The organism is Pseudomonas sp. 5Ae-yellow (genome assembly GCF_014077575.1).
GTDB lineage: Bacteria > Pseudomonadota > Gammaproteobacteria > Pseudomonadales > Pseudomonadaceae > Halopseudomonas > Halopseudomonas neustonica.
In genome coordinates, this window is the sequence record NZ_JACGWE010000032.1 from 21,083 (window position 1) to 35,728 (window position 14,646).

The 14,646-nt window shown below is 55.6% G+C and carries 12 protein-coding genes; 3 read left to right on the top strand and 9 right to left on the bottom strand.

Annotated features, from left to right (window positions below; all coding sequences use genetic code 11):
• Window positions 1–339 precede the first annotated feature (339 nt).
• From H4J77_RS15280 to wrbA, 3 genes are all read right to left on the bottom strand, one after another.
• Window positions 340–1,731 (bottom strand): amidohydrolase family protein, encoded by a 1,392-nt coding sequence (locus H4J77_RS15280; RefSeq protein ID WP_182249270.1) that lies wholly within the window; start codon window positions 1,729–1,731, stop codon window positions 340–342.
• A 63-nt stretch (window positions 1,732–1,794) separates the two neighbouring features.
• Window positions 1,795–2,853, bottom strand: a complete 1,059-nt coding sequence (locus H4J77_RS15285; RefSeq protein ID WP_182249272.1) for an ABC transporter substrate-binding protein — start codon at window positions 2,851–2,853, stop codon at window positions 1,795–1,797.
• Window positions 2,854–3,175: 322 nt separating this feature from the next.
• Window positions 3,176–3,832, bottom strand: a complete 657-nt coding sequence (gene wrbA / locus H4J77_RS15290; protein WP_182249274.1) for an NAD(P)H:quinone oxidoreductase — start codon at window positions 3,830–3,832, stop codon at window positions 3,176–3,178.
• A 154-nt stretch (window positions 3,833–3,986) separates the two neighbouring features.
• On the opposite strand from wrbA, the gene H4J77_RS15295 reads away from it, so the two are divergent.
• Both H4J77_RS15295 and H4J77_RS15300 read left to right on the top strand, forming a co-directional pair.
• A complete protein-coding gene (locus H4J77_RS15295; protein ID WP_182249275.1) occupies window positions 3,987–4,958 on the top strand; it encodes an isopenicillin N synthase family oxygenase in 972 nt (323 codons plus the stop codon).
• Window positions 4,951–5,697, top strand: coding sequence for an alpha/beta fold hydrolase (locus H4J77_RS15300; RefSeq protein ID WP_123888874.1), 747 nt, complete (start codon window positions 4,951–4,953; stop codon window positions 5,695–5,697). The genes H4J77_RS15295 and H4J77_RS15300 overlap by 8 nt, the downstream gene beginning before the upstream one ends.
• A 45-nt stretch (window positions 5,698–5,742) precedes the next feature.
• Here H4J77_RS15300 and H4J77_RS15305 read toward each other — a convergent pair whose 3' ends face one another.
• From H4J77_RS15305 to H4J77_RS15315, 3 genes are all read right to left on the bottom strand, one after another.
• Window positions 5,743–6,729, bottom strand: coding sequence for an ABC transporter substrate-binding protein (locus H4J77_RS15305; protein ID WP_123888873.1), 987 nt, complete (start codon window positions 6,727–6,729; stop codon window positions 5,743–5,745).
• A gap of 24 nt (window positions 6,730–6,753) precedes the next feature.
• Entirely contained in the window at window positions 6,754–7,683 is a 930-nt protein-coding gene (locus H4J77_RS15310) for an isopenicillin N synthase family oxygenase (RefSeq protein ID WP_182249277.1), read from the bottom strand.
• A gap of 658 nt (window positions 7,684–8,341) precedes the next feature.
• On the bottom strand, window positions 8,342–9,304 hold the full coding sequence (locus H4J77_RS15315) for an isopenicillin N synthase family oxygenase (protein WP_182249279.1): 963 nt from the start codon (window positions 9,302–9,304) through the stop codon (window positions 8,342–8,344).
• A gap of 437 nt (window positions 9,305–9,741) precedes the next feature.
• On the opposite strand from H4J77_RS15315, the gene H4J77_RS15320 reads away from it, so the two are divergent.
• Window positions 9,742–11,109, top strand: a complete 1,368-nt coding sequence (locus tag H4J77_RS15320) for an 8-oxoguanine deaminase (RefSeq protein WP_182249281.1) — start codon at window positions 9,742–9,744, stop codon at window positions 11,107–11,109.
• 621 nt (window positions 11,110–11,730) lie between these two features.
• Here the strand turns inward: H4J77_RS15320 and H4J77_RS15325 are convergent.
• The 3 genes from H4J77_RS15325 to H4J77_RS15335 form a co-directional block, all read right to left on the bottom strand.
• Window positions 11,731–12,201, bottom strand: coding sequence for a restriction endonuclease PLD domain-containing protein (locus tag H4J77_RS15325; RefSeq protein WP_182249283.1), 471 nt, complete (start codon window positions 12,199–12,201; stop codon window positions 11,731–11,733).
• 203 nt (window positions 12,202–12,404) lie between these two features.
• Complete coding sequence (locus H4J77_RS15330) at window positions 12,405–13,325, bottom strand: hypothetical protein (RefSeq protein WP_182249285.1); 921 nt, start codon at window positions 13,323–13,325, stop codon at window positions 12,405–12,407.
• A 154-nt stretch (window positions 13,326–13,479) separates the two neighbouring features.
• The gene (locus tag H4J77_RS15335; RefSeq protein WP_182249287.1) at window positions 13,480–14,358 is read right to left on the bottom strand and encodes a DUF2806 domain-containing protein; all 879 of its coding nucleotides are present in this window, start codon (window positions 14,356–14,358) and stop codon (window positions 13,480–13,482) included.
• Between the last annotated feature and the right edge of the window lie 288 nt (window positions 14,359–14,646).

The window sequence follows — 14,646 nt, forward strand, 5'->3', positions numbered from 1 at the left end:
GATGGAGCTCCAAGTCGTGGTTATGCTCATTGCGGTGCAGACGGATAATTCGTTTTTCGCCCTTTCGGCCCCCCTTAGCGATCCCCCGGGGCACCCGACTACGCGGCCCTTCGGGTTCGCTGCGTTGCTCGACTCATTGGGGGCGCACCTAGCCGGCCGCTCACAAACTCGCTTCGCTCAGACAGTCCAAGCACCTTTTCCCCAATGAGCCTGCGCTACTCGCCCGCGTAAACGGGATTGGGGGGCTGTGCAGGCTGGGAGGGTAAGCCTTTTGATCGTTCCCACGCTCTGCGTGGGAACGCATGTCGGGACGCTCTGCGTCCCTTCACGCCCGTTCTTTCACAGCGGCGATAACGCCCCATCTTCATGTTCCGCCAACCAGGCAGCTCGTCGTTCCAGCAAAGCCCGGCAGGCAGCTTCGGCGTCGTTCATGTAGCGCGACAGGTCGCCGTTCAGTAGTTGTTGGTCCTGCATCACGATGCGGCCGGCGACCATGGTCATGCTAACGTCGCCGCCGAGCGCGCTGTGCACGATATTGTGGTGCACGTTCATGAAGGGGCCGTCGGTGAGGAAGGGTGTCATGCGCGGCGTATCGGCGCGTACGGCAATGATGTCGGCCTGCTTGCCCGGCTCCAGCGAGCCGATCTGATCAGCCATGCCGATGGCGCGCGCGCCTTCGATGGTAGCGCTGCGCAGCACGTTCCAGGCGCCATAGGCAGCGGCGTCCATACAGCGCAATTTAGCCAGCAATGAGGCGATTTTGATCTCCTCGAGCATGTCCAGATTGTTGTTCTCTTTCTCGCCATCGGTGCCTATCCCTACAGCGACACCGGCGGCGATCAGTTGCTCAATGGGGGCTGAGCCGCTAGCCAGTTTCATGTTGCTCGACGGGTTGTGTGCGACGCCGATGTTCTTTTCGGCCAGCAGGGCGATTTCGTCTTCATCCAGCCACACGCAGTGCGCCAGCAGAACCCGTTCCGGCTCCAGCAGGCCCAGGCGTTCCAGTGCGCGTATGGGGCTGCAGCCAAAGCGTTTCATGGCTTCGCCGATTTCTGCTTCGGCTTCGTTGGAGTGGGTGTGCAGACCGGTACTGTAGCGCTCGCACATGGCCACGGCCCGCGTGCAGGCCTCGGGCGTGGCGTAGTACATGTGCTCCAGCCCGACCCAAACGTTGATGCGGCCATCGGCCTTGCCGTGCCATTGCTGGATCAGCGCTTCGTTGTCATCCAGCGTATCGAAGTAATCGTAGCCTTCCGCTTCGCCGACATAGGGCACCATGACCACGCGGTTGCCAAGCGCTTCAGCGGCGCGCGCTGAGCCGGCCATATGACGCCACATATCGACCGAGGTGGTGGTGCCTGACAGCAGGCTTTCGGAGTAGCACAGCCAAGAGGCAATTTCGGCGTCTTCGGCAGTAAGTACGCGGTGCATGGGATCAATAAAAAGGCGCAGCCAGTCCCACACTGGCAGGTCTTCTGCAGTACCGCGCAGAAAGCCGGAATGGCTGTGGGTATTGATCAGGCCGGGCATCAGCACGGCGCGGCCGTAGTCGTGGCGCTCGGCGTCGGGCGCCAGCGCGATGATCTCGGCTTTGGGTCCTACCGCGATGATTGTCTGACCTTCGACCAGTACTGCGCCGTTGTTGATTACGGCATTGTCGGGTGTCATGGGGAGCAGGGTTTCGGCGATCAGCACCTGTTGCTTGCTGTTCGCTGTGACCGGGTTGTGCATGGGGTATTGCCTCTGAATAAATACAGTCCCGGCACGCAGCAGCGTGCCGGGACTACGGCGGGGTTATTGGGCGGTCGGGTACTTGGCCATCAGCTCCTTGATATGCTCGGAGTTGACGAACTCGGTAGTGAAGGCCTTGGTGTAGTCAGTGTCCTGACTCAACAGGCCGATACTTTTCAACTGCTCACTGGCGGCTTTCCAGCGCGCATCGTTCATGGTGCCTATCCCGTTTTCCATTGCATCCCCCGAGGCAACAATGCCGCGCTCGGTCATCTCCTTGAAGGAAAAGGCCAGTTGTTCTGGAGTTTGGTTGGCGTCCAGTGTGTTGATCACGGCATTGGCTTCACTGGGGTCGTTGAGGTAGCGGTACCAGCCTTCAACCGACGCATTGACGAAGTTCTGCACCCGCTCAGGATGCTCCTTGACCATTTCCGTAGTGGTCACGATCAGGGTTGAGTACGACTGCCAGCCAAAGTCCGATAGCAGGAACAGGTTGGGATCGATACCGGCCTGCTGCACCACAAAGGGCTCGGAGGTCACGTAGCACTGCTGTGTCAGGTTGCTGTCAGCGATGAAGGGACCCATCTGAAAGGTATAGGGCCGCACCTGCTCATCGGTGTAGCCGTACTTTTGCTTGAGCCAGGGCCAGAACGATTGGTGAGCATCCTGTGACAGCAGAATTGGCTCGCCTTTGAGGTCTTCCAGGCTGTCGTGGCCTACGCCCTTGTGGGTCATGATGGCTTGGGGATCTTTCTGGTACATCGAAGCAACGGCGACGATGGGCAAGCCTTCTTCGATGGCTTTGAGAATTTGGCCACTGGAGTGCAGAACCACAAAGTCGGCGCGACCGGCCAGCAGCAGCTGCAGGTTGTTGACCTGTGGGCCGCCTGGCTGTTGATCCACTTCCAGACCGTACTTTTCGTAGGTGCCGTCGGTGGCCGCCTGATACCAGCCACCGTGCTCGGCTTGCGGGAACCAGTTGGTCCGGAAGCTGACCTTCTCCAAGGCCGAAGCGCTGATCGGCGCTGCTAACGTGATTGCGCCAAGCAGCAGCGCGCCGGCGGTTCTGGTCAGGGCGCGTACGCCGCTGAGAGAGTTGTTTGCTGGTGATACCTTGTTCATCAATTACCCCTGCTTTGTGATTGGTATTAGGTTGGACGGGCGTTGATGGAGCCAGAATCAGGCTCAGTTGTTCATTGCGATGAACTTGTTGTTCTGACAGCGCATAAACTGACCGGATAATCAGTTTTTCGATGACGTGGCAAACCCAGAAGCAATAGCTATGCCATGGCGCTTTTATGGCTTGATTAGTATTTCCTGAACAAAGAGTCAGCAAATTAGCTGCACCGCATTGCAGCATTTTCTGCGCAGTTGCACTGCAAAGAGACAAGCTGCGGCGCTGCCGCCGGACGAGATGAAATAGCCCGGCGGCTGCTCGAGCGGCTTAGTGTGACTGGCCGGCGGCCAGGTCAACCGAGGAGGGCTCGGCAATAATCTGCGAGGCGATACGCGCCACGCGCGCACCCAGTGCGCGGCCGATGGCAAGCTCACCGGCATCGACGCCCAGGCTGCCGTCAAAACCGGTTACCGCCGAGGCGCCGTAGGGCGAGCCGCCGCTGCGGGTATGCACCAGCTCCGGCACGCTATGGGGCACGCCAGCCAGCAACATGCCATGCTGCATAAAGGGTAAAAGCAGGCTGAGCAGGGTCATCTCGTTACCCGAGTGCATGCCGCCGGTGGAGGTGAAAGCCGCGCCCACCTTGCCGATCAGCGCGCCCTGGCGCCACAGCGGGGCGATTTCGTCGATAAAGGCTCGCAGCGGCGTGCTCATCAAACCGTAGCGCGTGGGTGAGCCCCAGATGATGCCACCAGCCCACTCCAGATCGGCGGCGCTGGCTTGCTCCAGACTGCGGTATTCGGTTTGTGCGGCAATGAAATCGGCGCGCTCGGTATCGATGCTGAATTCAGGCTCGGACAGCGCCACGCGGCGCAGTCGTACCTCTGCGTGTTCGCTGGCAGCGCCTTCGGCGATTGCCTTGGCCAGGCTCAGAGTGCTGCCGTAACGGGAGTCGACAACGATGGTAACGCGTGACTGGCTCATGGGGTTTCCTCGAGTAGTGATGATGAATTTTGCCGTGCTGAATGCAGCTATGGCGCTTTTCTGCAGGTTGGCATGCAAAATGAATACCTGACCAGTTGGACAGTAACTGCATTGGCATTTTCCCGCGTTACGCAACACAGGAGCCTTACTGATAATGGCAGCACAACATCCCTCCTCGGCAGACACGCTGCCGGTCATCGACTTGAGCCCCATGCTGGGCGGCGCAGCGCAGGATAAGGTAGCCGTGGGGCTGGCCCTGCGCGAGGCTTGCGAGCACACCGGGTTTTTCTACGTCAGCGGGCATGGCATTGATCCAGCGTTGATCCAGCGCGTGTTTGCGCAGTCGCAGCAATTCTTTGCCCAGCCAATGGACGCCAAGCTGGAAACGGACAAGGCGCAGTCAAAGGCCAATCGCGGCTATGAGAAGCTCGGTGGTCAGACGCTGGAGCCCGGCATGCCGCCCGATCTGAAAGAAGGCTTCTATATTGGTGAAGAGCTGGCCGCCGATCACCCCAACGTCCGCGCCGGACGCTTTAATCAGGGCCCCAATCAATGGCCCGCGCAACTCCCGGCTTTTCAGCCGGCGATGCAGGACTATTACACCGCTATGCTGGCGCTGAGTGAACGCATCATGGCCGGGTTGGCGTTATCGCTGGAGCTGCCCGAAGACTTCTTCGCCGACTTCTGCACTGACCCCATGTGCACGCTGCGCCTGCTGCATTACCCACCGCAACCGGAACAGCCGCTACCCGGCGAAAAGGGCTGCGGCGCGCATACCGATTTTGGCGGCATCACCATTTTGCTGCTCGACGACAAACCCGGTTTGCAGGTCTGGAACGCCAGGGATGAAAGCTGGATTGACGCCCCGCCGATCCCTGGTGCTTTTGTGGTTAACCTCGGTGACATGATCGCGCGCTGGACCAACGACCTGTATCGCTCGACGCTGCACCGGGTGATCAATACCTCCGGCGCCGAGCGCTACTCGGTGCCCTTCTTCTACAGCGGTGCATCGGCACACGAGGTGCGTTGTTTGCCGGGCTGTCTGGCGGCAGGCGAAGTGCCTAAATACCCGGCGACCACGGTGGAGCAGCACCTGCAAGACATGTATCGGAGAACCTATGCCTAAGTCGCCAACTTTCGTTTTGATCCACGGCGCCTGGGCTGGTAGCTGGGTGTGGGACAGCCTGCGAACGCTGCTGGAAGATCAGGGCCATGCCGTCATCGCGCCGGATATGCCCGGTAACCCGATGCACCCGGCAGCTGCCGCGCAGCTCACCATGCAGGGCTGCATTGCTCATCTTCAGTCCTGCTGCGCCGAGGTTAGCGGGCCACTACTGGTGGTTGGCCACTCCGGCGGCGGCGTGATTGCCACCCAGCTGGCCGAGACCCTGGCTGAGCGGGTACTGGGCGTGGCCTATATCGCCGGCATGATGCTGCCCAGCGGGTTGGGCTTTGCCGAGCTGGCCGATGAGGCACAGAAGCAGCACCCGGAGGCTGCGGGTATCTGGCCACATCTGCAGTGGAGCGATGATCGGCAGAGTTCCACGGTACCGCCCCAGGCGGTGTGCGAAGTATTTTTGCAGGATCTACCGCGTGAGCAGGCCATGGCTGCCGCGCAGCGTTTTTGCGCGCAGCCAGAAGGCACCCGCGCGCTGGTGGCCGAATGGACAGCGGAGCGCTTTGGCCGGCTGCCGCGTCTGTATATCGAGGCGACCCAGGACAGGTCGGTGGTCTTGCCGGTGCAGCGGCGCATGCAGCAACTGATGCCGGGGGCCGAGGTGGTCAGCCTGGAGACCGGGCACGTGCCGCAGGTGGTGGCCACCGATGCCGTTGCCGATGCGCTGCTGAATTTCGCGAAACGCTGAAACAACAAGGGCGCCCGCAGGCGCCCTTGTTGTTTGGCTTATTACCTACTCCGGATAAAGCGCGCGTACAAAGCGCAGATCAAAGGCCTTCTGCCAGGCCAGATCTGCCGGCAGGGTCTCGGCCTTCACCATGTCATCGAAGAACGTCTGCCAGTGCGCCTCCGTCATGTTGCCGTACTTGCCACCCTCAGCGTCACCCGCCAGCAAAATGTCGTCCTCCTGCAGCTTGGCAATGCTGTAGGCCAGCAGGTCATCCTGCATTTCCGGATTGTCCTGCTTGATCAGCGCATTTGCTGGCGCCGGATCCCGGAAATAAGCGGCCCAACCCTCTGCTGTCGCAGCGACCATGGCCTGCACCACCTCGGGGTTCTCGTCCACCAACTGCTGTGTAACGTCCAGCGTGCAGGAGTAGGCGCCCCAGCCAAAGTCGGCGAGCAGCAGGCTTTTGCCCTTGACGTCGGCCTTGTCGAGGAAATAGCCATCGTTGGTCACATAGCCCTGCTGCACTGCTTCGGGATCGGTGATAAAGGGGCCGAAGCTGTAGTCATAGGGGCGTAACTGATCATCGCTAAAGCCGTATTCAGCCTTCATCCATGGCCAGTAGGCCACTCGTCCGGCGGTCGGCATGCGAATGCCCTTGCCTTCCAGGTCGGCCAAATCATCGATGCCAGCGCCTTCGTGCACCACCAGCGTTTGCGGGTCCTTCTGGAACCAGGCGGCCACCGTGACCATGGGAATGTCCTGCTTGACCGCGTTCAGCGACTGCAGCGCATAGCCCATGCTGAAGTCGGTCTTGCCGGCCATCAGCAGTTGCACGTTGTTGACCTGCGGGCCACCCATTTTGATGGTGACATCCAGTCCGTGCTGTTCGTAGATGCCAGCAGCCTTGGCGGCGTAAAGACCGCCGTGTTCGGCCTGCGCATACCAGGTGGTGGTTACGGTAACCGGGGTCAGGTCGGCGGCGCTGGCGCTGGCCGCGCTAAAGCCCAGCGCGAGGGCCAGGGCGGTGAGTTTCAATCCTCTGTGCTGCATGGGTAATACTCCTGTCAGGGTCAATCAGTAAGTAGCGTTAAGGCGTTCAAGCAGGTGGTTGCCAGCGCTGATCGGCGCGTAGCGTGGTGGATTCTCGGCATCGCTGCAGGTACTGATGCAGCGGATGTTGGCGCTGTGGTTGGGGTGGCAAAAGAAGGCGATGGAGTAGCGCTCGCGGTGGCTTGAGCGCAGGTTGACGCGGTGCGGGGTGGAGCAAAATACGTGGTTGGTCCAGCGCTGCATCAAGTCGCCGGTATTCACCACCACGGTGCCGGGGATCGGAGTGGCGGCGATCCATTCGCCAGCGCGGGTACGCACCTCGAGGCCGCCGGCGGTATCCTGAAACAGCAAAGTGATGCTGCCGTAGTCGGTGTGTTCACCCGCCCGGCTCTCTCCGGCCTGGGCGTTGAAACTGTCGGGCAGCGCCGGATAATGCAACAGCCGCAGGGTGTGGTGATGCTGATTATGGGCGCTGACGAAAAAGTCCTCTGGCTGCTGCAATGCCAGCGCGAAGGCCTGCAGCACGCCGTCGGCTGTGGCGACGCATTGCTGCAGAAAATCCTCCATCTGCGGGCGAAACGCGGGCAGCTCGGCGGGCCACAGGTTGGGCGCGCCGCCCGGCTGCTCGGGCGCCAGGTTAAAGGCTTCCTTGAGGTCGCCGGGCTTGCTCGGGTCAAGTCGTTCGCGGCGCACGCCCACGTAACCACGATTACTTTCGGCGCTCTGCCAGGCCACGGCCTGCTTGGCGTCGTCGCTTAACGCAAATAACGCCTGCGAGGCAGCAAAAGCCTCCCGCAGGTTACCTTCGGGCATGCCGCAACCCGCGAGGTAAAAGAAACCCCAATCGCTGCTGGCTCGGCGCATTTGCGCCGCCACCGCTTTGCGCTCGGCTGGATTGCCGTCGATAAAAGGTGAAAAGTCGATGACCGGAATCGCGTTTTGTTGCTCTGCCATACTCATGTCTCCTGCAGGTTCACGTGAAGCAGCTAACCGCGTGCTTCATCGCACGAGGCCCCTGGTTTAGCCTTCGAACCCATGAGTAGGGCGACATGACTCATAACCTGACCAACTAATCAGCTATTGAAAAGCAAGGCGCGTGCCAGCTGTTTGAGAGAGCGGACGTGAGGCTGGATTGGATCCCGTCCATTGAGGGCACGGTGGATGTGATTTTTGTGGCAGAGACTTAACGTTTCGGATTGAGCCTCATGTTGCGCTGGCTCTTGGTAGTGCGGGAGGGCAATGAGGTTAGGTTTCAGCACGAGCAAGAGATCTAGGGGGCGACGCTATTTATCATGACAATGTACTCTCCGGATGGAGAGTCCGCTGGTCTGGTACGTATTTGCCGGGTTTGATGTGCGGTATGCTCCAGTTAGGTGCAATGTTGCGCTGAAATAGTCCGTTTTCAGCGTGTGGTTGGCGGTCGCGCCACTGCGCTTTGTGCCCCGGGTATTTTCCTGTCCTTTCGGTCAAATAATCTGCGTGGCTAGTGTTTTGCTGCGTGGTGTCGAACGATTTAACACCCAACGTAGTTATCTGACGTTGGGTTCATCGCTTTCATTATTGGCACGGATCGCAGTGTTCAAATTACACGCTAACCGTTTACCGGCGCGTTTTATGTTGCGTCAATGTCTACGCGGTGCTCATAAGTCTCGTTGAGACGATAGGCCAAGTAATCGCCGCAACTGATTGGCGGATACTTGGGTTGTTCGGTTGGCATTACATCACGGGGATCGACCGTGGAGTCAGGATCAACCGAAAGGAAGAAAGCGAGGGAGTAACGCTCTTGCTCTGGCGCCTTTACACGGTGAGGCGTTGAAACATAAGTATCGTTGCACCAACGCATCAGGCAGTCGCCGATATTGCAGACGAACGCGCCGGGAATATGTGGCGCATCGATCCATTGGCCCTTACGAGTCGCTACCTGCAGGCCAGCGACCTTATCAGTGGCTAGCAGGGTCAGGTTGCCATAATCCGTGTGAGCGCCAGCCCCGGCATCTTCGCGGGCGCTATGCTCGGTGTCAGTACTAGCCGGATATCTCAGCATTCGCAGAGTCGCGATAGGCTCTGCCAGGTGAGCGTCAAAAAAGTTTTCGGTTAGGCCAAGATCAATTGCAAAGCCGCGATGAATTAGCTGGCCAAGGTCCAGGCAAGCCTGGTGATACTCCAGCATATAGGTTCTCCAGCCCTCGATGGTTGGCCAGAAATTAACCCCGCGAAAGGGTTTCCCAGCGACGACTTCCGGATGGTCCGCCGGGAAGTCAGTCCCAATATTGAAGGCTTCTTTCATGTCGGCGCCCGCGTCCGGGTTGAGCTTCTCATCAGCCATGGCTACGTAGCCGCGATCGTGTGGCGACAGCTTGATTGATAGCGACTGTTTGGTTTCCAGCGGCAGCTCAAAAAACGACTTTGCATTACTGAAAGCGCCAGCCATTACATGATCTGCAATACCGTGGTTGATAGCATAGAAAAAGCCAACCTCGCGACAAGCTTTGCCCAGCTCTGCGGCAGTAGCGGAGCGGATAGCAGGGTTTTCGCTGTTTAAGCCAGCGATCGAAATAATGGGTAGCGATGTCATGTCATCTCCCTATGGTGTACATGATGTATTGAAGTACGCAGGCACAGAATTACCCCGCCTGCCTAGAAAAGTCGCGCATCTGAGGTGATAGCGGCTGCGTGGCAATATATGTCTCTTGCCCTTTTCAGAGCGCGAGGGTGGCGCAGCCAAGTGCTGGACTTAGCTTTCCAACCGGGCATTAGAGTGGTAAGCCTAAATACCTGACCAAATAATCAGTTATTGAAAAGCAAAGCGCGTGCCAGTGATTAATTAAAGGCCCTTATCAAATTACGAGTGCTCTGGTTTTGAGCTTTGCGTGATCGATAATGCGCGGATTAGGGGCAATAAAGTGGCTGGCCAGCGTATTTAACATCGGTTTCAGCGGCCTCATAATTGCATGCTTTAGCTGTCAATATTTTCTGTCCTAATGGTCAATTAATCTGAATAAGGGTTTTGAAATGACAGCAACTCTGCTGCTGAAAAATGCATTGGTAATCGGCACTATGGATGACCAGTTGCGTGAGCTGGCCAACGCGTCAGTATTCATCCGGGGCAACAAGGTTGAGGCCGTTGGCCCCGCTAGCGAGCTGCCGAGTGAGGCTGATAAAGTCATCGACATGACCGGGCACGTGCTGATCCCAGGCCTGATCAATACCCATCACCACATGTTTCAGTCGCTGACCCGCGCCCTGCCCGCCGCGCAGAATGCCGAGCTGTTCGACTGGCTAACCGCGCTATTTCCGGTCTGGCAGAACATCACTCCGGCGATGCAGCGTGCTGCGACTCGTACCGCTATGGCGGAGTTGATGTTGTCAGGCTGCACCACGGCGGCGGACCACGCTTATCTTTATGTGAACGGCACGCGGCTGGATGACAGCGTGCAGGCCGCCGAGGAAATGGGCATGCGCTTTCACGCCGTGCGCGGCGCCATGAGCCTGGGCCAGAGCCAGGGCGGGCTGCCGCCGGATGCCCTGGTCGAGCAGGACGAACAGGCGATCCTCCGGGAAATGCAGCGCGTGGTTGAAGATCTGCACGACAGCGCGGCCGACGCCATGATCAAGGTCGCGCTTGGCCCCTGCTCACCCTTCACCGTCACTACCGACCTGATGCGCGAAGGCGCTGCGCTGGCACGCTCCTGCGGCGTTGGCCTGCACACCCACACCGCCGAGAACGTCAAGGACCTGGCCTTCAGCAAGGAGCGCTATGGCATGACCCCGACCGAGTACACCGAGTCGGTCGGTTGGGTCGGGGCTGATGTGTGGCATGCGCACTGTGTGCATCTGGATGATGCGGGCATTGCGCGGTTCGCGCGCACCGGTACCGGCGTGGCGCACTGCCCCTGCTCCAACATGCGGCTGGCCTCGGGTATCGCGCCGATCCGCAAGATGAAGGATGCAGGCGTTAAAGTCGGGCTGGGTGTAGATGGCAGCGCCTCGAATGACACCAATAACCTGCTCGATGAAACTCGCCAGGCGATGCTCTCGGCGCGGGTGCGCGATGAAAACCCCGGTGCGATGAGTGCACGCGAGGCGCTGTATATCGCCACCCGTGGGGGGGGCGAAGTATTGGGTCGCGAGGATGCGCTGGGCCGTATTCAGGCAGGCTACTGCGCCGACATCATTGCCTTTCGTACCGATGACATTGCCATGGCCGGTGCCCTAGCTGATCCGTTGGCGGCATTGGTGTTTTGTACTCCGCAGCGGGTGGCGCACAGCATCATCAATGGGCGGCAGGTGATTGAGGATGGGCGTCTGCTGACGCGGGAGCTGCCGTTGATTATTGAGGAGCATAACTTGCTGTCGCGGGAGTTGGTGTTGGGTAAGTGATTGGTGCTGGCGCGCTGATGACCCTGATCGTTCCCACGCTCTGCCTGGGAATGCATATCTTGACGCTCTGCGTCCGCCTCGTAATGCTGCGGCTTGATGATCGTTCCCACGCTCTGCGTGGGAATTCCGCCTAGGACGCTCTGCGTCCGTACCAACTCTGCTTCATTCGGTGCGGTAATGATCGTTCCCATGTTCCTGCGTGGGAATGCAGTCTCAGGCGCTCTGCGTCTATCTCGCACCGCTGCGGCGTATTCAAATCAGCCTTTCGCCTGATGGCGAGCAAGGGGAAATGCTTGGCCATTTCCCCCTGCACCCCCTAGGCCACCCCAACTGCGCGGCCCTGCGGGTACGCTGCGTTGCTCGGTCTGGCGGGGGCACACCTAGCCGGCCGCTCGCAAACTCGCTTCGCTCAGACACCGCGAGCACCTTTTCCCGCCAGCCCTGCGCTACTCGCCCGCGTAGACGGGGACGTTGAGTCCGTGCATGGCACACATGCTTTGTTGGACTTCCTTATCTCTGGCGTCAACCCAAAAGAATGTTCATCTGACACCAATTACATAGCTAAAAAAATCTCAACTCCCCACACATGTGTAGATGATCGCGGTAGCATGCTATTGTTCATTAGGGCTGCGCTTGTAGATAATTTTGCATTTCATCCAAATACTCTTTTATTCTTATTTGAATATCTTCACCTACTTTCCCTGTCAGATGTACGCTCAATTCATCACTGCTCGATAGGCCACCTTGTGTGATGTTTGCGGAACCAATTACTGCATCATACGAGTCGTTTGTTTGAAAGTAGTAAATTTTCGAATGAATGGTGCCATGCTTTTTTTTAGCCATAAAGTGAGAAACTTCCGGCCACTCGGAAATTATTTTAGCCGAGCTGCCCTTGGTATGAAACTCATTCGAAATAATTGTAATTTTTGCTTTCTTTCTAAGTGCCGCTTCTATCGCAGAACGGATCGCCTGAATTCCTTCCGGCTTGATCCAACCCGAGCACAGAATCGATTCGTCAGAGCTCTCAATTAAAGAAGAAAGCAAGGTCAAATGATTTTCATATTTTGAATTATTGGTCAGCTTTATATCCATCTAGCTTCTTTCTCGTCTGGCTAAGGGCGTGCTCTAGCTCGCCGGACATTCGCTAATTTTTTGAGTGAGGCAATACTCGTTAATTAACGTTCATCTGACCCCGGTTATTCCCTTGATTTTGGACTATTGCCTTACTTTATAGGTAATCGGGGTCTGATGAAGATTTGCCACCAGCGAGCGGAACAAACGATCTGAACCACTGGTTAGCGATCCCGGCATATTTCCTCTAGTGCTTTTCGCAAGCTATCATATATATATATTTCATTCCGCTTAAACTCCTCTTCTATATCCTCAAAAATTTCAGAGTATATATCCTGATCCTCAAGCTCCGCTCTAATTTCTTTGAGTTTAGTGATGCTTTCATCATATGTCGAAACATTGGCGTTGTACTCTCCCCATAGCTCCAATACTTCTTCTATTTCTGTACAGTAAGAACAACTTTCGTCAGAATAAATAGCATCTATTTTTTTCATTGCGTCGATATAAGTAGCTTTACCGACTAACACGTCCGCCGATATAACCTTTGCCTTGTTAAGCAAGATTTCATTCTTTTTGTCCTCAATTACATCCGGATCTTTCTCTTCTGGCAGTCTTAGTATTTCGCTCCCACTAGGAATGCTTATTTCTTTCAGTAGTGCACTTATATTTTCTTCTGTAGCTAATCCTGTCGCCATATGACTTACTGTTTCATTTCTTATAACTACTCTGAAAGGAGAATATGCTGAATTGCTTACCCTGTTTATTATAAGGGAAAATTTATCCTTTGATTTAAGTTCAATTTTTTCATGAAAATTATACAATTCAATTGCGCGCTCTTTGTTGTTCGCATCAAATGACCTTATGGCAACACTTCGGCGGCTCGAACCGGAAGCATTTGATTGCCTAGCTAATCTAACTGTTCCAATATAAACAACCTGTTCACTGCTACAGACGCTGCACCAAGTAAATAAAATTGAATTTTTTGTTTGATCTATAATCTGTAAGTTTTCATTGCAGTCCACGCAAGGAATTTTAAACTTTAAAGCGGGCGCATTTCTTTTTAGTTCTGCAAGTATGTTAAAGGCTTCATCAATTCCAATTCGGCTAATGATTTTCTTGATTTCATTCTTTTCATTTTCATACATTGGCAATCCATCCTTTTTTTAAGGCGCGTCGTTTCAATAGTCGGGGTCAAATGAAAATTTATGTGAGCCAACCCCATCCCGGACGGCTGCACCACAAAGATTGATTTTTATCTGACTCCGATTTTTCGTTCACCGAATTACATTCGACGCCTTGTTAGGAGATTATAACGCGGACATCAATTTCCAACTTTTCTTTTATATATTCTGACCAGCCATGCATGAAATCTGGGTTGGGCTCTGCACCAGAAATCTGCGATAGCTGCTGCCCTATTTGAGTGAACACTCTAAATGAAACCGGCAATTGAAGCAGTTCGAGCTTCAAATTTGGGGTTTGCTTAACTTTTGGGCCGACAAGCTCGAAATGCTCTCCAAAATAAGATAATTTCGTACCTGATATATCCGAGTTTCCAGGCGAATATTTTTCAGAGCCGATCAGACCTATGGTAATAAAATGATCAATATAGCTATTTGAGTTCAGAGCTTCAGCAGCGCAACTACGAATATAGTCGTCATCGAATAACAGATTCCAACCTTGCTCTTCCTTATGCGCTAAGGAGCACAGCTTAGTAAAAGCAATAGCCTCTTCCTTATCTAAGGTTTCTAGTGATTGAAGGGTTCGCTTTGAGTAACTTCCTGGCGATGCTACCTCGCCAGCTAATATTCGCGCCCAAATTAGTTGCATGTCACTATCACTGACATCTTGAGCGCGATTTAAATACTGCAATATCCAGTCTTTATCAACAGGCTTGTCAGAAACTTCTGTAGGAAGCTCGCCAGCAGCCTTAACCGAAATAGACTCTATGTTCTCTTGGCGAATTGATTCGCGATACTCTAATCTTCCCTTAGCTCTGTCCCTGAGAGATGCGGCTTCGTTTTCAGCTTGTGTACGAATAATCATTGCCTTCGCATCAGCCTTTGCCGCGCGAACCGTTCCGAACGGTGCATATAAACCCCCAACACCATCAGCTACAACCTCGACCAGCTTAGTTAATGGTTGAGACATGCCTTCAAGGTCCATTAAGGACTTATCCACTTTTTCTCCTAAGGCGCGCGTAATAAACGCGAGCTTGCAAGCGTGCTAATTGACGCGATTGTTATGTCAGTTATCTTCATCCAGCTGGTGCTGACTAGAGCAAAAATAACATCGATTTTCGAAGGTGCCATCATCTATTTCCAGGTAACCATTTCCTCACCTGTGTAGTGGTCAACTGATTCCGGACAGTGGATAAAGTTTTTCCTCTGCCTTGGCAGGTGCTAAACCATCATTGAATTGATGTGGTCTTAGCCAGTTGTACCGTGTCATCAGGTAATAGCTGATGTC